This is a genomic window from Enterobacter sp. WCHEn045836 (genome assembly GCF_003965585.1).
In the GTDB taxonomy this organism is placed as follows: domain Bacteria; phylum Pseudomonadota; class Gammaproteobacteria; order Enterobacterales; family Enterobacteriaceae; genus Enterobacter; species Enterobacter dissolvens.
This window is the reverse complement of record NZ_RXPT01000012.1, coordinates 108,810-129,845: the sequence shown is the minus strand read 5'-3', so window position 1 is coordinate 129,845 and position 21,036 is coordinate 108,810. Positions and strand designations below refer to the sequence as shown.

19 protein-coding genes and 1 pseudogene are annotated in these 21,036 nt (G+C 54.1%); 6 read left to right on the top strand and 14 right to left on the bottom strand.

The window, feature by feature from the left end; genetic code table 11:
• The first annotated feature begins 42 nt into the window (after positions 1 to 42).
• The gene (gene thiL, locus EKN38_RS17030; protein WP_014830866.1) at positions 43 to 1,014 is read left to right on the top strand and encodes a thiamine-phosphate kinase; all 972 of its coding nucleotides are present in this window, start codon (positions 43 to 45) and stop codon (positions 1,012 to 1,014) included.
• Positions 1,015 to 1,088: 74 nt separating this feature from the next.
• On the opposite strand, the gene EKN38_RS17025 is transcribed toward thiL, so the two are convergent.
• The 4 genes from EKN38_RS17025 to xseB all read right to left on the bottom strand — a co-directional run bounded on the left by EKN38_RS17025 (position 1,089) and on the right by xseB (position 5,155).
• The gene (locus EKN38_RS17025) at positions 1,089 to 2,063 is read right to left on the bottom strand and encodes an aldo/keto reductase (RefSeq protein ID WP_014830867.1); all 975 of its coding nucleotides are present in this window, start codon (positions 2,061 to 2,063) and stop codon (positions 1,089 to 1,091) included.
• Positions 2,064 to 2,125: 62 nt separating this feature from the next.
• Entirely contained in the window at positions 2,126 to 3,988 is a 1,863-nt protein-coding gene (dxs, locus tag EKN38_RS17020) for a 1-deoxy-D-xylulose-5-phosphate synthase (RefSeq protein ID WP_014830868.1), read from the bottom strand.
• A gap of 24 nt (positions 3,989 to 4,012) precedes the next feature.
• Positions 4,013 to 4,912, bottom strand: coding sequence for a (2E,6E)-farnesyl diphosphate synthase (gene ispA / locus EKN38_RS17015; RefSeq protein ID WP_014830869.1), 900 nt, complete (start codon positions 4,910 to 4,912; stop codon positions 4,013 to 4,015).
• Positions 4,913 to 5,155 carry an exodeoxyribonuclease VII small subunit gene (gene xseB / locus EKN38_RS17010; protein WP_008503331.1) on the bottom strand — a complete coding sequence of 81 codons (243 nt, stop codon included), beginning with the start codon at positions 5,153 to 5,155 and terminating at the stop codon, positions 4,913 to 4,915.
• Between the two features lie 191 nt (positions 5,156 to 5,346).
• Between xseB and thiI the strand changes: the two genes are divergently transcribed.
• On the top strand, positions 5,347 to 6,795 hold the full coding sequence (gene thiI / locus EKN38_RS17005) for a tRNA uracil 4-sulfurtransferase ThiI (protein ID WP_013095844.1): 1,449 nt from the start codon (positions 5,347 to 5,349) through the stop codon (positions 6,793 to 6,795).
• 102 nt (positions 6,796 to 6,897) lie between these two features.
• On the opposite strand, the gene yajL is transcribed toward thiI, so the two are convergent.
• Positions 6,898 to 7,488, bottom strand: coding sequence for a protein deglycase YajL (gene yajL / locus EKN38_RS17000; protein WP_014830870.1), 591 nt, complete (start codon positions 7,486 to 7,488; stop codon positions 6,898 to 6,900).
• On the bottom strand, positions 7,451 to 8,362 hold the full coding sequence (panE, locus tag EKN38_RS16995; RefSeq protein WP_014830871.1) for a 2-dehydropantoate 2-reductase: 912 nt from the start codon (positions 8,360 to 8,362) through the stop codon (positions 7,451 to 7,453). The genes yajL and panE overlap by 38 nt, the downstream gene beginning before the upstream one ends.
• A 128-nt stretch (positions 8,363 to 8,490) precedes the next feature.
• Between panE and EKN38_RS16990 the strand changes: the two genes are divergently transcribed.
• Positions 8,491 to 8,982 (top strand): YajQ family cyclic di-GMP-binding protein, encoded by a 492-nt coding sequence (locus tag EKN38_RS16990; protein ID WP_008503327.1) that lies wholly within the window; start codon positions 8,491 to 8,493, stop codon positions 8,980 to 8,982.
• A gap of 32 nt (positions 8,983 to 9,014) precedes the next feature.
• Here the strand turns inward: EKN38_RS16990 and EKN38_RS16985 are convergent, their stop codons facing one another.
• The 8 genes and pseudogenes from EKN38_RS16985 to EKN38_RS16950 form a co-directional block, all read right to left on the bottom strand.
• Positions 9,015 to 10,376 (bottom strand): MFS transporter, encoded by a 1,362-nt coding sequence (locus tag EKN38_RS16985; RefSeq protein WP_014830872.1) that lies wholly within the window; start codon positions 10,374 to 10,376, stop codon positions 9,015 to 9,017.
• 150 nt (positions 10,377 to 10,526) lie between these two features.
• The gene (gene cyoE / locus EKN38_RS16980) at positions 10,527 to 11,414 is read right to left on the bottom strand and encodes a heme o synthase (protein ID WP_010428092.1); all 888 of its coding nucleotides are present in this window, start codon (positions 11,412 to 11,414) and stop codon (positions 10,527 to 10,529) included.
• Positions 11,415 to 11,425: 11 nt separating this feature from the next.
• Entirely contained in the window at positions 11,426 to 11,752 is a 327-nt protein-coding gene (locus EKN38_RS16975) for a cytochrome o ubiquinol oxidase subunit IV (protein WP_006176899.1), read from the bottom strand.
• Complete coding sequence (locus tag EKN38_RS16970; RefSeq protein ID WP_008503324.1) at positions 11,752 to 12,366, bottom strand: cytochrome o ubiquinol oxidase subunit III; 615 nt, start codon at positions 12,364 to 12,366, stop codon at positions 11,752 to 11,754. The genes EKN38_RS16975 and EKN38_RS16970 overlap by 1 nt, the downstream gene beginning before the upstream one ends.
• Positions 12,356 to 14,347 carry a cytochrome o ubiquinol oxidase subunit I gene (gene cyoB, locus EKN38_RS16965; protein WP_126522460.1) on the bottom strand — a complete coding sequence of 664 codons (1,992 nt, stop codon included), beginning with the start codon at positions 14,345 to 14,347 and terminating at the stop codon, positions 12,356 to 12,358. The genes EKN38_RS16970 and cyoB overlap by 11 nt, the downstream gene beginning before the upstream one ends.
• 16 nt (positions 14,348 to 14,363) lie before the next feature.
• Positions 14,364 to 15,311, bottom strand: a pseudogene (gene cyoA, locus EKN38_RS16960) (cytochrome o ubiquinol oxidase subunit II).
• A 479-nt stretch (positions 15,312 to 15,790) separates the two neighbouring features.
• Entirely contained in the window at positions 15,791 to 17,266 is a 1,476-nt protein-coding gene (ampG, locus tag EKN38_RS16955; protein WP_014830874.1) for a muropeptide MFS transporter AmpG, read from the bottom strand.
• A gap of 45 nt (positions 17,267 to 17,311) precedes the next feature.
• The gene (locus EKN38_RS16950) at positions 17,312 to 17,890 is read right to left on the bottom strand and encodes a lipoprotein (RefSeq protein WP_014830875.1); all 579 of its coding nucleotides are present in this window, start codon (positions 17,888 to 17,890) and stop codon (positions 17,312 to 17,314) included.
• A 305-nt stretch (positions 17,891 to 18,195) separates the two neighbouring features.
• Between EKN38_RS16950 and bolA the strand changes: the two genes are divergently transcribed.
• The 3 genes from bolA (at position 18,196) to clpP (ending at position 21,024) form a co-directional block, all read left to right on the top strand.
• Positions 18,196 to 18,513: a transcriptional regulator BolA gene (gene bolA / locus EKN38_RS16945; RefSeq protein WP_014830876.1), complete on the top strand. Its 318-nt coding sequence runs from the start codon at positions 18,196 to 18,198 to the stop codon at positions 18,511 to 18,513.
• Positions 18,514 to 18,843: 330 nt separating this feature from the next.
• Positions 18,844 to 20,142: a trigger factor gene (gene tig, locus EKN38_RS16935; protein ID WP_013095856.1), complete on the top strand. Its 1,299-nt coding sequence runs from the start codon at positions 18,844 to 18,846 to the stop codon at positions 20,140 to 20,142.
• A gap of 258 nt (positions 20,143 to 20,400) precedes the next feature.
• Entirely contained in the window at positions 20,401 to 21,024 is a 624-nt protein-coding gene (gene clpP / locus EKN38_RS16930) for an ATP-dependent Clp endopeptidase proteolytic subunit ClpP (protein ID WP_014069126.1), read from the top strand.
• The last annotated feature ends 12 nt before the right edge of the window (positions 21,025 to 21,036 follow it).

The window sequence follows — 21,036 nt, the reverse complement described above, 5'->3', positions numbered from 1 at the left end:
GTGCGGCTCCGGTTTTTTCTTTTATTTGCTGAGGCATAACGTATGGCATGCGGCGAATTCTCCCTGATTGCCCGTTATTTCGACCGTGTCAGAACCTCTCGTCTTGATGTTGAAACCGGCATTGGCGATGACTGTGCACTTCTCAATATTCCCGAAAAACAGACGCTGGCAATCAGCACCGACACCTTAGTGTGCGGGCGCCATTTTTTACCGGATATCGATCCTGCCGATCTGGCATATAAAGCGCTGGCGGTCAACGTGAGCGATCTGGCCGCGATGGGCGCCGATCCGGCGTGGTTAACGCTGGCCCTGACGCTGCCAGAGGTTGATGAACCCTGGCTTGAAGCCTTTAGTGATGCCCTGTTTGAGCAGCTTAACTACTACGACATGCAGTTGATTGGCGGCGATACCACGGCGGGGCCGCTATCGATGACGCTCGCGATCCACGGCTATGTGCCGGCTGGACGCGCGCTGAAACGCTCGGGGGCGAAACCTGGCGACTGGATCTACGTCACCGGCACGCCGGGTGACAGCGCCGCGGGGCTGGCGATCCTCCAGGATCGCTTGACCGTGAACGATACTGACGACGCGGCGTATCTGGTCAAACGCCATCTGCGGCCCACGCCGCGTATTCTTCACGGCCAGGCGCTACGCGAACGGGCAAGCTCGGCTATCGATCTCTCGGACGGGTTAATCTCAGACCTCGGCCATATACTGAAGGCCAGCGGTGTCGGCGCGCGCGTTGACCTGGATCTGTTCCCGCTATCAGAACAGCTGCTTCGACATGTCGAGCCTGCGCTGGCTCTGCGCTGGGGGCTCTCCGGTGGCGAAGATTATGAGCTGTGCTTTACCGTGCCTGAGCTCAACCGTGGGACGCTGGACGTGGCGTTAGCCCATCTTGGCGCGAAGTTTACCTGCATCGGGCAGATCATGCCGGAGAGCGAAGGGCTGAAGTTTGTGAAAGACGGTGCGCCTGTGACGCTGGACTGGAAAGGGTACGATCACTTCGGGTGATGTTGTGCGATCTGTACTGCCGGGTGGCGGCTTCGCCTTACCCGGCCTACGTATTAGAGGGTTAGGGAGAGGGATTACTTAAACCCCACCACCGGATGCTGCTGATACGGTGTCTCCAGTTCGGCAACCTGCTCCGGCGTCAGCGTGATATCCACCGCATTCAGCAGTTCATCAAGCTGTTCTTCCCGCGAAGTGCCAATAATCGGTGCCGCGACGCCGCGTTTACCCAGCAGCCATGCCAGCGCGACCTGGGCGCGGGTTGCTCCGGTATCGTCGGCGATCCCGGCTAAACGCTCGGCAATTAACGCATCGCTGGCTTCTGTACTGGAATAAAGGTTTTTTCCCACTTCATCCGATACCAGGCGGGCCGTGGTTTCCCCCCACGGACGGGTCAGGCGACCGCGTGCCAGCGGGCTCCACGGGATCACCGCCACGCCTTCCTGATAGCACAGCGGTAGCATCTCGCGTTCTTCTTCGCGATAGATCAGGTTGTAGTGATCCTGCATGGTGACGAAGCGCGCCCAGCCATGTTGCGCCTGCAGAGCCAGCGCTTCGGCGAACTGCGACGCGTGCATAGACGATGCGCCGATGTAGCGCGCCTTACCGGCTTTCACCACATCGTTGAGCGCTTCAAGTGTCTCTTCAATGGGAGTGTTGTAATCCCAGCGGTGAATTTGCAGCAGGTCGACATAGTCCATGTTCAGGCGTCGAAGGCTGTCATCAATGGAACGCAGGATCTGGGCGCGAGAAAGGCCCTCAGCCAGATCGCCCACCGGGTAATAGACTTTGGTGGCGACGACGATTTCATCCCGGCGCGCAAAATCGCGCAGGGCACGGCCAACGATCTCTTCACTGCTGCCGTCGGAGTAGCTGTTGGCGGTGTCAAAGAAGTTAATGCCACCTTCGATGGCGCGTTTGATGATAGGGCGGCTGCTCTCTTCGGGCAGCGTCCAGGCGTGATTACCCCGGTCAGGCTCGCCAAAGGTCATACATCCCAGGCAAAGACGGGAAACGTTAAGATCCGTTTTTCCTAATGTCGTGTATTGCATGGTTCCACTCCTGCTTTTTAAACAATACGTTTAAGCATAGCAGGAGCGGAAAAGGGGAGGGATCAGGCAAGCCAGCTACGAATTTTGGCTTCAATACCAGCGGCGTCCAGGCCAATTGCCGCGCGGGCTTCGTCCTGAGTACCTTGCGGAATGAAGTGATCCGGCAGACCGAGGTTCAGTACCGGAACGGCTTTACGGTTCGCCATCAGCACCTCGTTCACGCCGCTGCCCGCGCCGCCCATGATGGCGTTTTCTTCCAGCGTCACCAGCACGTCATGGGTTTCTGCCATGTTCAGGATCAGGGATTCATCGAGCGGTTTCACAAAGCGCATATCCACCAGAGTGGCATTCAGCGACTCAGCGACCTTAGCGGCTTCTGGCATCAGGGTACCGAAGTTCAGAATTGCCACTTTCTCACCGCGACGCTTCACCAGACCTTTACCTATCGCCAGCTTCTCCAGCGGCTGCAGCTCAACGCCTACCGCGTTACCGCGTGGATAGCGAACCGCGCTTGGGCCATCCTGATAGTGGTAACCGGTAAACAGCATCTGACGACACTCGTTTTCGTCACTTGGCGTCATGATGACCATGTCCGGGATGCAGCGCAGGAACGAGAGATCAAATGCCCCCTGGTGCGTCTGGCCGTCAGCACCCACGATGCCTGCGCGGTCGATAGCAAACAGCACCGGCAGCTTCTGGATGGCAACGTCATGGATCACCTGATCGTAGGCGCGTTGCAGGAAGGTGGAGTAGATCGCCACCACCGGTTTGTATCCACCAATCGCCAGACCCGCCGCGAAGGTGACTGCGTGCTGCTCGGCAATCGCCACGTCAAAATACTGGTCAGGGTATTTTTTGGAGAACTCGACCATGCCGGAACCTTCACGCATGGCCGGGGTGATCGCCATTAGCTTGTTGTCTTTCGCCGCGGTTTCACATAACCAGTCGCCGAAGATTTTGGAATAGCTCGGCATGCCGCCGCTGCTTTTTGGCAGACAACCGCTGGTCGGATCGAATTTAGGTACGGCGTGGAAAGTGATCGGATCTTTTTCCGCCGGTTCGTAACCACGGCCTTTTTTCGTCATGATATGCAGGAACTGCGGGCCTTTCAGGTCGCGCATGTTCTTGAGCGTGGTGACCAGCCCCAGCACGTCGTGCCCATCAACCGGGCCAATGTAGTTAAAGCCCAGCTCTTCAAACAGTGTACCCGGCACGACCATGCCTTTGATGTGTTCTTCGGTGCGCTTGAGCAGCTCTTTGATTGGCGGTACGCCGGAGAACACTTTCTTGCCGCCTTCGCGCAGCGAGGAGTAGAGCTTGCCGGAGAGCAGCTGTGCCAGATGGTTATTCAGCGCACCGACGTTCTCGGAAATCGACATTTCGTTATCGTTCAGGATAACCAGCATGTCAGGCTTGATATCGCCCGCGTGGTTCATGGCCTCAAAGGCCATCCCGGCGGTGATAGCGCCGTCGCCAATCACGCAGACGGTGCGGCGCTGCTTATTCTCTTTTTCGGCGGCCACGGCAATACCGATACCCGCGGAAATGGAAGTGGACGAGTGGCCGACGCTTAAGACGTCATACTCGCTCTCACCGCGCCACGGGAACGGATGCAGGCCGCCTTTCTGGCGGATGGTGCCAATTTGATCGCGACGACCCGTCAGAATTTTATGTGGATAGGCCTGATGGCCCACGTCCCAGATGAGCTGATCGAACGGGGTGTTGTAGACGTAGTGCAGCGCAACGGTCAGTTCGACCGTGCCAAGCCCGGAGGCGAAATGTCCGCTGGAGCGGCTTACGCTGTCGAGCAGATAGCGACGCAGCTCGTCGCACAGCTTCGGCAGGTTCTCTTTCGGCAACAGACGCAACTCCTGGGTGGAGTCAACTAACGCCAGTGTCGGGTATTTGGCAATATCAAAACTCATCAAAGGCTCATCGAGATAGTGTGTTTATTTATCACGCTGGATTATATAGTCCGCTAGCGCTTCCAGTGCCGAGGTATCGAGAGACTGCGCGGCCAGTTCATTCAGCGACTGGCGGGCTTCCTCTATCAGATCCCGGGCTTTACGCTGGGCTTGCTCAAGACCCAGCAGGGCGGGGTAGGTACTTTTGCCAAGCTGCTGATCCGCACCCTGACGTTTACCCAATGTTGCAGTATCGCCCACCACATCCAGAATGTCATCCTGAACCTGGAACGCCAGACCGATACTTTCTGCGTATCTGTCCAGAATCGGCAGGGCTTTGCGCCCCTGTTCACCCGCGCTCAGTGCGCCCAGGCGAACGGCGGCACGAATGAGTGCGCCCGTTTTATGCCGGTGAATACGCTCCAGCTGTTCCAGATTAACCTGACGTCCTTCTGCCTCCAGATCCAGCGCTTGCCCGCCGCACATTCCGGCAACGCCGCTGGCCATTGCCAGCTCGGAAACCATGGCCAGACGGTCGCGATCGCTCACTTCGGCCATCGGCGCATCGCTGAGAATGGAGAATGCCAGCGTCTGCAGGGCATCCCCCGCCAGGATGGCATTCGCTTCGCCAAACTTAATATGGCAGGTTGGCTGACCGCGACGCAGATCGTCATCATCCATCGCCGGTAAATCATCGTGGATCAGCGAGTAGGCATGGATGCACTCAACGGCGGCAGCCGGGGCGTCCAGCGTGGTATCGCTGATACCAAACATATTGCCTGTGGCGTAGACGAGGAACGGGCGCAGGCGCTTTCCACCCAAGAGTGCGCCATAGTGCATGGCCTCAACCAGTGGAGTGTTCTGAAAAGGTTGTGGCGCAATAAAACGGCGCAGGGCGTCGTTGGCGCGGATGACTCGCGCCTGAAGCTCGTTAGCAAAATCCATTTACTCGGCGTCCGGTGTGAAAGGCGTTGTCTTAGCGTCTTCGCTATCGGAAAGCAGGATCTGCACACGCTGCTCGGCCTGCTGCAGTTTAACCTGCCCCTGGCGCGCCAGCTGCACGCCACGCTCGAATTCGTTGAGCGCCTCTTCCAGCGGTAAATCACCGCTTTCAAGGCGGGTGACGATCTGCTCCAGTTCACTCAGCGCAGTTTCAAAACTGGCCGGTGCGTCGTTCTTCTTCGGCATAGTGAATTGACTCTTATATTCTCAGCCCCGACATGGTAACGGACTCGGGGCAATTATCAAATAACGCGCAATGTGCACAGGAACGGCGCGATGGTGGTATACTTGCGCGCCTGGATGCAGCCACGGGTGTGGGCTGTAATATTATTTTCCATTACAAGCCTTAATACGCTTGCCTAAGAAACATTGCCGCCATGAAGTTTATCATTAAATTGTTCCCTGAAATCACCATCAAAAGCCAATCTGTGCGTTTGCGCTTTATTAAAATTCTCACCGGGAACATTCGTAACGTTTTAAAGCACTACGACGAAACGCTCGCCGTGGTGCGCCACTGGGATCACGTTGAAGTTCGCGCGAAAGATGAAAACAAACGTCAGGACATTCGCGACGCGCTGACCCGTATTCCGGGTATTCACCATATTCTGGAAGTGGAAGATGTTCCGTTCACTTCCCTGCATGACATCTTCGAAAAAGCGCTGGTGCAGTATCGCGACCAGATCGAAGGCAAAACCTTCTGCGTGCGCGTGAAGCGTCGCGGCAAGCACGAATTCAGCTCTATCGAGGTGGAACGTTACGTTGGCGGCGGTCTGAACCAGCATGTTGAAACGGCGCGCGTGCGTCTGACCAACCCGGATGTCACCGTGAACCTGGAGATCGAAAACGATCGCCTGCTGCTGGTGAAAGGGCGTTACGAAGGTATCGGCGGCTTCCCAATCGGTACCCAGGAAGATGTGCTGTCGCTCATTTCCGGTGGTTTCGACTCTGGCGTCTCCAGCTACATGCTGATGCGTCGCGGCTGCCGTGTGCATTACTGCTTCTTTAATCTGGGCGGCGCGGCGCATGAAATCGGCGTGCGTCAGGTGGCACACTATCTGTGGAATCGCTTTGGCAGCTCGCACCGCGTGCGCTTTGTGGCGATCAACTTCGAGCCAGTGGTTGGCGAAATCCTGGAGAAAGTGGACGACGGTCAGATGGGCGTGGTCCTCAAGCGTATGATGGTGCGTGCGGCCTCTAAAGTAGCGGAACGCTACGGCGTGCAGGCGCTGGTCACCGGTGAAGCGCTGGGGCAGGTTTCCAGCCAGACGCTGACCAACCTGCGTCTCATCGACAATGTTTCTGATACCCTGATCCTGCGTCCGCTGATCTCCCATGATAAAGAGCACATCATCGATCTGGCGCGCGAAATCGGTACAGAAGATTTTGCCCGTACCATGCCAGAGTACTGCGGCGTGATCTCGAAGAGCCCGACGGTCAAAGCGGTGAAGGCGAAGATCGAAGCGGAAGAAGAGCACTTCGATTTCAGCATTCTGGATAAAGTGGTGGAAGAAGCGTCCAACATCGACATCCGTGAGATTGCCCAGCAGACCGAGCAGGAAGTGGTTGAAGTTGAAACCGTGAGTGGTTTCGGTGCCAACGACGCGATTCTGGATATTCGCTCCGTTGATGAGCAGGACGACAAGCCGCTGCAGGTAGAAGGGGTGGAAGTGGTTTCTCTGCCGTTCTACAAGCTGAGCACCAAATTTGGCGATCTCGACCAGAGCAAAACATACCTGCTGTGGTGTGAACGTGGAGTGATGAGTCGCCTGCAGGCGCTGTATCTGCGCGAGCAGGGCTTTGCGAATGTGAAGGTGTATCGTCCGTAGTTCATTGTCAGGGAGTGCGGCCTGATGCCCTCACCCCGACCCTCTCCCACGGGGAGAGGGCGCAAACATTAAAAACGGCAACCTCAGGTTGCCGTTTTGCTTTTACTCGTAGTAGTTATAAATCCCCGCCGCCATCACCAGCGTTGAGGCGACGTCGTAGGCTTTCTCACGCCCGACCAGCAGGTCAACAATCTTTAAGCCAAAGTCTATCGCGGTTCCTGGCCCCTGGCTGGTGAGCAGGTTGACGCGCGGATCCCAGACGACGCGTTTATCCACCCACTGCTCTTCCGGGATAGTCTCTTTCAGCCCCGGGAAACCGGTCATGTTACCAATGGGGAAGATATTATGTGGAACCAGTACCGTCCCGGCGGCGGCACAAATGGCGGCAACGATACGTCCCGACAGATGAAACTGTCTGACGGTTTCGACTAACAAAGGGCTGTCGCGAAAACACTCCGCACCTTTCAGGCCTCCGGGCAGCACGATGATGTCGTAATCCCCGTCGGCCACCTGTACCAGTGGGGCATCTGCAAGGAGTTTCACTCCACGGGAACAGGTAATAGCCAGGTTGCCATCGCTGGCGACGCTGGCGGTGGTGACCTTAATGCCGCCACGCACCATGATATCGATGGTGGTGACCGCTTCAGTCTCTTCGCTACCAGGGGCGAGGCAAACCAGTGCCGACGCGCTCATATTCACTCTCCTTACGTTTTACCAGGTCATACAGGCGGGCGTTTTCCGGCACAGCAATGCCGTGTGCCCGGGCGCGTTTTAGCAGATAGCCAGTGATGTAGTCGATTTCGGTGTGGCGTAGCGCCCGAACATCCTGCAGCATGGATGAGATATTTTCTGCCGTACTATCAATAACCTGCTCGACATAATAGCGTAAATCATCCGCCGATGTGTGTAAGCCTTCACGCTCGATTACCGAGGCGACTTCGGCACAGAGGGTGGCAACGTCCTGGGGATGGTTCTTCAGTTCCCCGTTCGGGCAGTTCCACAGTGCGGTCAGCGGATTGATCACACAGTTAACGGCCAGCTTGCGCCACAGCTGTGGGCGGATGTTGTTATGCCAGGCCACATCTGGCAGTACGTTCTGCAGCGTGTCTGCCAGATAACTGTAGTCGCCATCCTGGTCGCGGGCAGGCCCAATATGCGTGACGCCGTTGGCGACATGCACAATGATATTGCCATCGCGGCGCGCAGCGTGCGTGGTGGTGGCCATCAGCAGCGGCTGGGCAATGCTTTTCAACTCATCAATCGTCCCCATACCGTTATGCAGCAGTAAAATGGGCGATGTTGGGGGGAGTTGGGCTGCCAGCGCTTTTACCGCATCTGAAACTTGCCACGCTTTGAGCGTGACCAACAGCAGGTCGCTTTGCGCCAGGAAATCAGGATCGTTCGCGGTGAGGGATTCGTTAAAGATACTTCCGTCTTCACCAATCAGGTTTACACTGCAATAGGGCTGAGGTACACGCAGCCAACCCTGAACCTCGTGTCCGTGCTTGCATAGCGCGGCCAGCCATAGCTGACCAAGGGCTCCGCATCCGAGCACTGTGATTTTCATTGTTCCTCCTCACCTGCAACTGCGCCAGGTGTTACGGCCTAAGTATAGCGCCGTCAGCTAAGCTTCTGTTGAGTTATGCCTCGTAGCGGGTATTATGCAACGCAACAAAAATGAAGGGAGAAGAAAAGATGCCATCTTTCGATATTGTTTCCGAAGTTGATATCCAGGAAGTTCGCAACGGCGTAGAAAACGCAACCCGCGAAGTTGAGTCACGTTTCGATTTTCGTGGCGTTGAAGCCTCGTTTGAGCTGAACGATGCCAATAAGACCATTAAGGTGCTGAGCGAATCTGATTTTCAGGTTAATCAGCTGCTCGATATTCTGCGCGCCAAGCTGTTAAAACGCGGCATTGAAGGGACCTCGCTGGACGTACCGGAAGAGTTCGTGCACAGCGGTAAAACCTGGTTTGTTGAAGCCAAACTGAAGCAGGGCATTGAGAGCGCGGTTCAGAAGAAAATCGTTAAGCTCATCAAAGACAGCAAGCTGAAGGTTCAGGCGCAGATCCAGGGCGAAGAAATTCGTGTAACCGGTAAATCCCGTGATGACCTGCAGTCCGTCATGGCGCTGGTGCGCGGCGGCGATCTGGGGCAACCGTTCCAGTTCAAAAACTTCCGCGATTAAAACGAAAAAGCCCGGTCAGACCGGGCTTTTTTTCAGGCTTTCAGGGCCTGTTCGACTTCAAAGCGGTTTGTCACTTTACTGTCTATTTTGACATACGCGCTGCGCTCTTCTGCCGCGATAAGCACTTCACTCACGCCCTCTGTCGATGCAAGACGCTGTTTCAGCGCATCATCGATCTCAACGTCGTCCGGAATTTCTACCCGCAGACTACTGACGTAGCGCGGCTCTTTCATGGTACCGGCGACCAGCAGCCAGACCGTCGCCAGCAGTGCGCCCGCGAGGAAGACGGTTTGTGAATCAAACAGGCCGTCTACCCAGCCACCGAGTGCGCCGCCAATCGCCACGCCGATAAACTGGCTGGTGGAGTAGATACCCATCGCCGTGCCTTTATAACCTGCAGGGGATTCCTTACTGATCAGCGACGGCAGCAGGGCTTCCATCAGGTTAAACGCCAGGAAGAAGATCTGCACACCGGCAACCAGCTCCCAGAAGTGCGGACCGGCGCCCCAGAGTACGATCTCGGCAATCAGCAATACCGCCACGCAGCCGATAAAGACGCGCTTCATCTTGCGCTTCACTTCGGCATAGATAATAAACGGTACCACCGAGACGAACGAAATCACCATCGTCACCAGATAGATTTTCCAGTGCTCTGCCGCCGGGAAACCTGCTGCAGCCAGCTGGCCGGGCAGGGCGACAAAGGTCGACATCAGCAGAATGTGCAGACACATAATGCCGAAGTTCAGCTTCAGCAGGCGCGGCTCAACCAGCACTTTGCTAAAGCAGCCTTTTACCATCCCGGATTCACGGTTCAGGACGTGGTTTTTGCTGTCCGGTACCACCCACAGCGTTAAGGCAATACCGAGGGTCGCCAGCACGGCAATCATCCAGAACAGGACGTGCAGGCCAAGCGTATGGGTAATAATCGGGCCGAGCACCATCGCAATCGCAAACGTGACGCCAAAGCTCACGCCGATAAATGCCATCGCTTTGGTACGGTTTTGTTCGCGGGTTAAATCCGACAGCAGCGCCATCACGGCGGCGGCAATCGCGCCGGAACCCTGCAGGGCGCGGCCAAGAATAATGCCCCAGATGGAGTGGGAGAGGGCAGCGATGACGCTACCCAGCACGAACACCAGAAGACCACCAACAATCAGGGGTTTGCGGCCTACACGGTCAGAGAGCAGACCAAACGGGATCTGGAATACCGCCTGAGCCAGACCATAAATACCAATCGCCAGGCCAATCAATGCTTCGCTGGCGCCCTGTAATGCCATGCCGTACGTGGTCAGAACAGGCAGGACCATAAACATGCCGAGCATCCGTAGCGAGAAAACAGTCCCTAAACCCCAGGTCGCGCGTAGCTCGCCCGGTGTCATTTTATAATCGTTCATTGCCACCTCAATTCAAAAGCAGGCATTAGTTTAGGCGGGGTGTTAATTGCGGTAAACAGGTGTTTGTTTAAGAGATATTACCATCGTGCAAAACAGCGTCGGGCAAAAAAAAAGCCAGGTGATTAACCTGGCTTTTTCAATTCTGCATACTTACCAGACGTAAGTCAGCAGGTTGTGTGAATCCGGCACCATAAAGTCCACGGACATCATCACCGACAACGAGGTGATGGCAACAATCGAGAACACAAACAGTTTGCGCGCCCAGACTTTGTCATCTTCCACTTTGTAACCGCGCAGGGCCATACCAAGCCACCAGACGCTCACCGCGGCGGCCACGACCAGATATTTATACCCGGCGTACCCCCCCAGCGAGAGCATCAGCGTTGCCACGGCAAAGGCGATGATGTACAGCGTGATGTGGTTCTTGGCAACGGAAATGCCCTTCACGACCGGCAGAACCGGAATGTTCGCTGCCTGATAATCCTTAAAGCGGAAAATCGCGATGGCATAGGAGTGCGGCATCTGCCACAGGCTAAAGATAGCCAGCAGGATCAGCGCACCGCTGTCAAACTCGTTCGTGACCGCGCAGTAGCCAATCACCGGCGGCGCAGCGCCGGAGAGAGAACCAATCAGCGTGCCGTAGACGGAGTGACGTTTCATATACAGGCTGTAAACGCCCACATAGACCACGAACCCCATCACCCCCAGCCAGCAGGCCAGTGGGTTAGCACCAAACCACAGCAGCATAAAGCCAGCAATACCCAGCAAGGTGGCGTACACCAGCGAGACGGAAGGGGCGATCAGGCCTTTCACCAGCACCCGATTTTTGGTCCTTTCCATCTTCTTGTCGATATCCATGTCGATGTAGTTGTTAAATACACAACCGGACGCAACAACCAGCGACACACCGACCAGCGTGTAGATAAAGAGGGTGTAATCAATGCTGCCTTTAGAGGCCAGCAGGAACCCTCCGATCACGGAGATCAGGTTGCCAAAGATGATGCCTGGTTTCGTTACTTGCAGGTATTGCTTAAACATACTCGCCGCTCTTAGTGAACCATCATGTTGTAGTTAAGGTTCCACATAATCCAGATGGAACCGACTACCAGGATAGCGATGATAATCACGGTAAAGATGAATGCCGTCATGTTCCAGCCTTCATCGGACTTGGTGTTCATGTGCAGGAAGCAAACCAGATGCACCAGAATCTGAATCACCGCGGTCACCAGGATTGCACCCAGAATAACCGGCTTAGACGCAGAACCGCTCATCACCATCCAGAACGGGATCACTGTCAGGATGATCGACAGGATAAAACCTGTCATGTAGGTTTTTACGCTACCGTGGGAAGCGCCATGATCGTTTGAATGACTCATTACATCGCCCCCATCAGATACACTACAGAGAACACACAGATCCATACCACGTCCAGGAAGTGCCAGAACAGGCTCAGGCACAGGATACGGGTACGGTTAGTACTGGTCAGGCCGCGACGGGAAATCTGGAACATCAGTACCGCCATCCAGATCAGACCCGAGGTCACGTGCAGACCGTGGGTACCGACCAGCGCGAAGAACGCGGACAGGAAGCCACTGCGATCTGGCCCGAAGCCTTCCATAATCAGGTGATGGAATTCATAGATTTCCATCCCGATAAATCCAGCACCAAACAACCAGGTCAACGCCAGCCAGGAGACAACCTGGCTCTTGTTGTTTTTGTACATGGCGATAGCCGCCATGCCGTAGGTAATGGAGCTGAATAACAGCAGTGCGGTTTCAACCAGAACGAACGGCAGTTCAAAAATGTCCTTGCCGGTCGGGCCGCCCGCTGTGCCGTTCACCAGAACGGCATAGGTCGCGAACAGACAGCAGAACAGAATGCAGTCGCTCATCAGGTAGATCCAGAAACCGAAGACTTTGGTCGGTCCTGTATCGTGGTGCGCATGTTCATGCGCGTGGGCAGTCGAGTGCGCCAGAGTATCAGTTGCCATTTTTCAGCCCCGCTTTAGAAATCTCGTCGAAATGCTGATTTTCCAGCTTTTCAACTTCACGGACTGGTACGTAGTAGTCCACGTCCTCGTCAAAGCTCTTCACAATCCAGCTGATTACGATGCCAGCAAAGCCAACAATCGCCATCCACCAGATGTGCCAGATCATTGCGAAACCAAATACCGTTGCGAAAGCGGCAATCACAATGCCCGCGCCGCTGTTTTTCGGCATGTGGATCTCTTCGTAATGAGCAGGTTGCTTGTACACTTCACCTTTTTCTTTCATTTCCCAGAATGCGTCGCGTTCATGGACCTGCGGCACAACGGCAAAGTTATAGAACGGAGGTGGAGAAGAGGTCGCCCACTCCAGCGTACGGCCACCCCATGGGTCACCGGTCAGATCACGGTTCTGGTCGCGGTCGCGAATAGACACGTAGAACTGAATCAGCTGAGACGCGATACCACAAGCAATCAGCACCGCACCGCCCGCTGCAACCATCAGCATTGGGTGGAACTGTGGATCAATCTGCTGGCTCAGACGACGGGTCATACCCATGAAGCCCAGCACGTACAGCGGCATAAACGCCACGAAGAAGCCGATGATCCAGAACCAGAACGCGCGTTTACCCCATTTTTCGTTCAGCGTGAAGCCGAACGCTTTTGGCCACCAGTAGGTTACGCCAGCGAAGCAGCCGAAGACCACGCCACCGATGATAACGTTATGGAAGTGCGCAATCAGGAACAGACTGTTGTGCAGAACGAAGTCAGCACCCGGTACCGCCAGCAGTACGCCGGTCATCCCACCTACGGAGAAGGTCACGATGAAGCCGATGGTCCACAGCATTGCTGAGTGGAACACGATACGGCCCTGGTACATGGTGAACAGCCAGTTGAAGATCTTAACCCCGGTAGGGATGGCGATAATCATGGTGGTAATACCGAAGAAGGCGTTTACGTTCGCGCCCGCACCCATGGTGAAGAAGTGGTGCAGCCAAACGATGAACGACAGAACGGTAATACACACGGTTGCCCACACCAGAGAGGTGTAACCAAACAGACGTTTACGCGAGAAGGTTGCTGCGATTTCGGAGAACACACCGAACACCGGCAGAACCAGGATGTACACTTCCGGGTGACCCCACGCCCAAATCAGGTTGATGTACATCATCATGTTGCCACCCATATCGTTGGTAAAGAAATGGGTGCCCAGGTAGCGGTCCAGGGTCAGCAGCGCGATGGTGACAGTCAGAATTGGGAAGGACGCAATAATCAGGATGTTGGCGCACAGAGATGCCCAGGTAAATACCGGCATCTTGAACATGGTCATGCCAGGGGCACGCATCTTGATAATGGTCACGAAGAAGTTAATACCGGTCAGGGTTGTACCAACACCGGAGAGCTGAAGCGCCCAAATCCAGTAGTCGACACCTACGCCCGGACTGTATTCAATTCCTGACAACGGCGGGTACGCCAGCCAGCCGGTCTGAGCAAATTCGCCCACACCCAGTGACAGGTTAACCAGGATAACGCCGACAACCGTGAACCAGAAGCTCAGGTTGTTCAGGAACGGGAACGCAACGTCGCGCGCGCCGATTTGCAGCGGAACGACCACGTTCATCAGACCGATAACCAGCGGCATCGCCACGAAGAAGATCATGATAACGCCGTGGGCGGTAAAGATCTGGTCGTAGTGATGCGGCGGCAGGAAGCCGGCTTCACCCGCAGACGCGAGCGCCTGCTGGCTACGCATCATGATCGCATCTGCAAAGCCACGAATTAACATGACGATACCGACGATGCAGTACATGATACCGAGTTTTTTGTGGTCAACCGAAGTCAGCCACTCATTCCACAGGTAGCTCCACTTACCGAAGTAAGTGATCAAGGCCAGTAAGGCCGCACCACCGATGATAATTGCAGCCACCGTAACCACGATAATCGGTTCATGGTAGGGCACTGCATCCAGTGTCAATTTTCCGAACATTTTCTTCCTCGGCCCCTTAGTGAGCGGTTTCCGCGTGGCTCATGTCCATGCCTTCCATACCTTCGTGCGCGCTGTGCTCGCCTTCAGGCTGGGTCATGTCCATGCTCTTGCCGTGATCCATAAATTTGCCAATAACGTCTTTGAACAAATCAGGTTTCACGTTAGAGAAGTACTCCACCTTGTTGTATTCGCTAGGTGCAGCCACTTTTTCGAACGCCGCCATGTCAGACATGGTGTTTGGAGACTGCTTCGCTTTTGCAACCCACTGGTCGAAAGCGGCACGGTCCGGCGTCGCAATAGCTTTGAACTTCATACCTGAGAAGCCCGGGCCGCTATAGCTGGCGGAGATACCATCATAGGTGCCTGCTTCATTCGCGATCAGGTGCAGGTTGGTCTGCATACCGGCCATCGCGTAAATCTGGCTACCCAGACGTGGGATGAAGAAGGAGTTCATTACGGAGTTGGAGGTCACTTTGAACTGAACCGGAGTGTTCGCCGGGAAGGCGATTTCATTCACGGTAGCAATGCCCTGCTCTGGATAGATGAAGAACCATTTCCAGTCCATGGAGACCACTTCGATGGTAATAGGTTTTTCATCGTGAACCAGCGGTTTGCTTGGCTCAAGTGCGTGAGTGGTTTTCCAGGTCAGTACAGCGAGGAACAGGATGATCAGAATAGGAACCGTCCAGACCACAGCTTCCACTTTATTGGAGTGTGACCAGTTAGGGCTATACTTCGCATCTTTATTGCTCGCACGATACTACCAGGCGAAACCAACAGCCATCAAAATGGCTGGAATAACCACAATCAACATCAGGCCAAATGCCGTCAGTATCAGTGAACGTTGTTCCAGTCCAATCTGTCCTTTGGGGTCTAGTAGTGCAGAATCACAGCCACTGAGTAATACAGTGCCTGCAAATAATGACAACCATCCCAAACTTTTATTGTATTTCCTGAGTCTCATTTAACGACCTCAATTCCACGGGAGTCTGGTGGCGTTTAAAGTGTGGGGGCATTTTACGGGAAGGTTACATTACTGTAAACATCATTAGGCCTGTGTCAGGAAGGTGTTACCGGGTTCTGCCGCACGTGTCACAAGTGTTGCAAATTATGTCGGTTTTTATGACCGAAGCCGCATGGTATGGGCTTTATAACGAAAGGACCCCCAAGCATACCCTAAAAGGGGCAATTGGTATAACCATTGTTAAAAATAAACAAAAAATTAACAATTAATTATCAATAAAAAGACAACTAAAAAACGAAAATTCAATCTTTCTCATGCTGAATCGTTTAATGAAAAATAGCCAGATGGAAACGGCTCCAATAATTTCCAAATCCTATCCCGCACAAAACAACAAATATTTTTTTTAGCGTCTGTCGGTTATTTCACCGTTATAATTTCGGTTAGTGATTACAACGGGAAATAACCTTTCGTTTTTATCTTCAGGACATCTGCGTTTTACGCAACGCCACAAAATCGAGCAGCCCGCCGAGGAGGATCCCGGCGACCGCCAGCAGGGCGCCGACATCCAGGAGAAGGGCTTCGAGAGGAAGAGTCAGGGCGGTACTGGCATTGATAATGAGCACTACGAGCCATAACCCCAGCGCCAGACATCCCACCATTAACAGGCGTAGCGCAAAACGGTAGGCGCGCTGATATTCCGTTCGCGGCATAAAGTGTTCTGTCCTCTGGGTATATTCCAGCGTCTGGCGGCAGACCAGCAACAATAAAATGCCGGGTACGGCCGCCACCACGGAGAAGAGATAAAACGTCGGCCAACCGTGCGCCTCAACAAACCAGCCCGCAATCGGCCCAACATACACCCGACCCACGGCAGAAAGCGCCGACAGCAGAGCGAACTGCGTTGCCGAAAACGATTTGTTGCAGAGCGTCATCAGCAGGGCGACAAACGCCGCAGTACCCATTCCGCCACAGAGGTTTTCAAAGAACACCGCCGCCGCCATGCTGACCATGTGTTTATCGGTAATCGACAACAGCCAGTAACCTGCGTTAGACGCGCCCTGAAGAATGCCGAAGATTAGCAATGCGCGGAACAGCGTCAGGCGCTGCATCAACACGCCGCCGTACAGTGCGCCGACGATGGTGGCAAACAGTCCGAGGGTTTTATTCACTACTCCCACTTCACCGGCATCAAACCCGACACCGCGGATCAGAAACGTGGTGGTCAGACTCATCGCGAAGGCATCACCCAGCTTATAAAGGACGATAAGCAGCAGGATCAGCCAGGCATTGTTACGGCCAAAGAAATCACGCAACGGTTCGGCAACGGCCTGCTCCAGCGAACGGGGAACCGGGATTACGTCGCTCGGCTCGGGGGCGAGCAGGGTGGCAATAATGCACGGGATCAGCAGGGTGGCCATCAGCCAGTACATGCCCTGCCAGCCCAGATAGCGGTCCGCCAGCCATAACGCCAGACCGCCGGATACCAGCATGCCCAGACGATAGCCCAGCACGCTGATGGCCGCACCGGCTCCACGCTCTTCCGCGGGCAACACGTCCGTTTTCCATGCATCAAACACGATATCCTGTGAAGCGGAACAGAAGGCAATCACCACCGCAAGGGCGGCCATCCAGCGAAGCTGTGTTGACGGCTCCAGAAAGCCCATTCCTGCAATGGCCAGCAGCAGCAGGACCTGCGTCATCACCAGCCAGCCGCGACGACGGCCCAGGAACGGTGGGGTATAGCGATCCATCACCGGCGACCAGAGGAACTTAAAGACATACGCCTGGCCGACGAGCGAGAAGAAGCCAATGGTTTTGAGATCGATATTCTCAACCGTCATCCAGGCCTGCAGTGTGCCGGACGTGAGCGCGAGGGGTAAACCGGAGGCAAAGCCAAGGATCAGCAAAATGGCTGATTTGGGTTGCTGGAAAATGCGAAAGTAATGTCTGGACATGTTCTTAAAAACTGACCCGGCACACAACCGGGTCAGTCAGCAGGATTAACGCGCGTTTTGCTTGATAAAGTCGTGAATGCTCGTGTCCTGCGCCATATCGGCGATGGTATCGGTCAGCACGCTGTTTACGGCGTTAGCGATGTTCTGGTTAGATGCCTGGAAAGCCCCTTCTACGGAGTAGCTGGCGCGATAGTTTTTGGTCATCTTATTGCCGTTCTTCGCGGTTGCGATGATGGCAATGTCCGCTTTGGTAGCGATGTTGTAGCGAACGTTACCCTGGGAAACGTCAGCGTACAGGTTGTTAACGATGATCTGCAGATCAACCGCGCCGCTTGGGCCAATCATGTAACCACGGGAGGTCATCTGTTTCTCGAGCACTTCCTGCAGCAGGAAGCGCAGGTCACGGGAAGCGGTCAACGTCACCAGCTGGTTGTCGCGGGTCACTTTCGCCAGGGCCTGATCCTGACGCTGATCGGCACCGTTAATGCTCACGGTCACGCCCATCAGGCTTGGATCCTGCTGAGGCAGTGTGATTTTTGGTGAGACATCAATGGTGGTTGGTGGGGTAGCGCAGCCGGCCAGCATAAAAAGGGCTACCAACGGAAAGAAGAGTTTTTTTAACATTTTCGGGTTCTCAACGAATCGTAAGCATATAGAGAGAAAAATTGCCGCCATCATAACATCGCTAACGGCCAGGGGAAGTGGTCAACGCATGTAAATTCATCGCCTTGTCTGAAAACTGACCAGCTTACCCGTTTTCTCAACCTTAGAATGACAAAACGTATGAGTCTCACAGTGAACTTCATTCGTTTGAATGAGAAAATAAGATGAAAGCTAAATATTTGTTGTCTTGTTGTAATGGAACCGGTAAAAGCGGCTAACATTTAAAGGGATGGGTGACATCCTGGCGTTGTCGGAGGAGTAATTTCATGATGATACGTGAGCAGATAGAAGATAAATTAAGGGCAGCGTTCAACCCTGTGTTCCTCGAAGTCGTCGACGAAAGCTATCGTCATAACGTGCCGGCAGGTTCTGAAAGCCACTTTAAAGTGGTTCTGGTTAGCGATCGCTTCACGGGAGAACGTTTCCTGAACCGACATCGCATGATCTACAGCACCTTGACGGATGAACTCTCCACAACCGTACATGCCCTGGCGTTGCATACCTACACCATTAAGGAGTGGGAAGGCTTGCAGGATACGGTATTTGCATCCCCGCCTTGTCGCGGTGCAGGCACCATCGCCTGATAAATCGGATTTGCAACCGCTGGAGTTTTTCCAGTATGTTGCTTACAGATTTCCTCAAAACGGCCTCCGGGCCGTTTTGTTTTGTCTGAGTTTTGAGCGGATGGTGCGATTTTAAGGCTAAAAATAGCCTTAAAGTGTGAAAAAAGCCGCAGCAACATGCCCCAACCGTTCTCGACTCACCTAAGTGATGCCGCTATAATGCCGCGTCTTATTGAATGTCTTCGGGATGATTCTGGCGACAGGGAATGTGAATCTGCACTAAGAGAGCATCCCGGTAAAACAGACAGATTCAGAGTTGACCGAGCACTGTGATTTTTTTGAGGTAACAAGATGCAAGTTTCAGTTGAAACCACTCAAGGCCTTGGCCGCCGTGTAACGATTACTATCGCTGCTGACAGCATCGAAACTGCTGTGAAAAGCGAGCTGGTCAACGTAGCAAAAAAAGTACGTATTGACGGCTTCCGTAAGGGCAAAGTACCAATGAATGTTGTTGCTCAGCGTTATGGCGCTTCCGTGCGTCAGGATGTGCTGGGTGAACTGATGAGCCGCAACTTTATCGATGCGATCATCAAAGAAAAAATCAATCCGGCCGGTGCGCCGAACTACGTGCCAGGCGAATACAAACTGGGCGAAGACTTCACCTACTCTGTAGAGTTCGAAGTGTATCCGGAAGTTGAACTGAAAGGTCTGGAATCTATCGAAGTTGAAAAACCGATTGTTTCCGTGACTGACGAAGATGTCGACGGCATGCTGGATACCCTGCGTAAGCAGCAGGCTAACTGGAAAGAAAAAGAAGGCGCTGTTGACGCTGAAGACCGTGTCACCATCGACTTCACCGGTTCTGTAGACGGCGAAGAGTTCGAAGGCGGCAAAGCGACTGACTTCGTACTGGCTATGGGCCAGGGTCGTATGATCCCAGGCTTCGAAGACGGTATTAAAGGCCACAAAGCGGGCGAAGAGTTCACCATCGACGTGACCTTCCCGGAAGAGTACCACGCTGAAAACCTGAAAGGTAAAGCGGCGAAGTTCGTCATCAACCTGAAGAAAGTTGAAGAGCGCGAGTTGCCAGAACTGACTGAAGAATTCATCAAGCGTTTCGGCGTGGAAGATGGTTCTGTTGCAGGTCTGCGTACTGAAGTACGTAAAAACATGGAACGCGAGCTGAACGGCGCTGTGCGTAACCGTGTGAAATCTCAGGCGATCGAAGGTCTGGTGAAAGCGAACGAAATCGACGTTCCAGCAGCCCTGATCGACAGCGAAATCGACGTACTGCGCCGTCAGGCTGCTCAGCGTTTCGGTGGTAACCAGCAGCAAGCGATGGAACTGCCACGCGAGCTGTTCGAAGAGCAAGCAAAACGCCGCGTTGTAGTTGGCCTGTTGCTGGGCGAAGTGATTCGTACCCACGAGCTGAAAGCTGACGAAGAGCGTGTGAAAGGCCTGATCGAAGAGATGGCGTCCGCATACGAAGATCCATCAGAAGTTATCGAGTTCTACGGTAAGAACAAAGAGCTGATGGACAACATGCGTAACGTTGCCCTGGAAGAGCAGGCGGTTGAAGCGGTACTGGCGAAAGCGAAAGTGACCGAAAAAGCGACCTCTTTCAACGAACTGATGAACCAGCAGGCGTAATTTCGCCCCGAAGGTTTAAAGTTTGAACAAAAACCCGTTGCCTTCCGGCAACGGGTTTTTTTTATCGCACCAATAGCCCAGGAAGGGTGCTAAAACGCCCTTTCGGTGTTAGCGTAACAACAAAAGGTTGTTATGCTTGAAATAGGGCAATGTAAACCCCATAAGTGTGTAATCAGATGAATGAGACTGGCTGATAATCCGTCCGTAAGGTTACAATCAGTACAGCAGGTGTTTTCAATTTTGATCCAGGAGACGGAAATGTCATACAGTGGCGAACGAGATAACTTTGCACCCCATATGGCTCTGGTGCCAATGGTTATTGAACAGACCTCACGTGGTGAGCGTTCTTTTGATATCTATTCCCGTCTGCTCAAGGAACGCGTTATCTTTCTGACCGGCCAGGTGGAAGACCACATGGCGAACCTGATCGTGGCGCAGATGCTGTTTCTGGAAGCGGAAAACCCGGAAAAAGACATTTACCTGTACATTAACTCCCCAGGCGGCGTGATTACGGCGGGTATGTCCATTTATGACACCATGCAATTCATCAAGCCTGATGTGAGCACTATCTGTATGGGTCAGGCAGCATCTATGGGCGCTTTCCTGTTAACCGCAGGGGCAAAAGGCAAACGTTTCTGCCTGCCGAATTCCCGCGTGATGATTCACCAGCCGCTGGGTGGTTACCAGGGGCAGGCGACGGATATCGAAATCCACGCCCGCGAAATCCTGAAAGTAAAAGCGCGCATGAATGAACTTATGGCGCAGCATACGGGTCAATCTCTTGAGCAGATCGAGCGCGATACCGAGCGCGATCGCTTCCTCTCAGCTCCAGAGGCAGTAGAGTACGGCTTAGTCGACTCCGTTTTGACCCATCGTAATTGATGCCCGCGACGC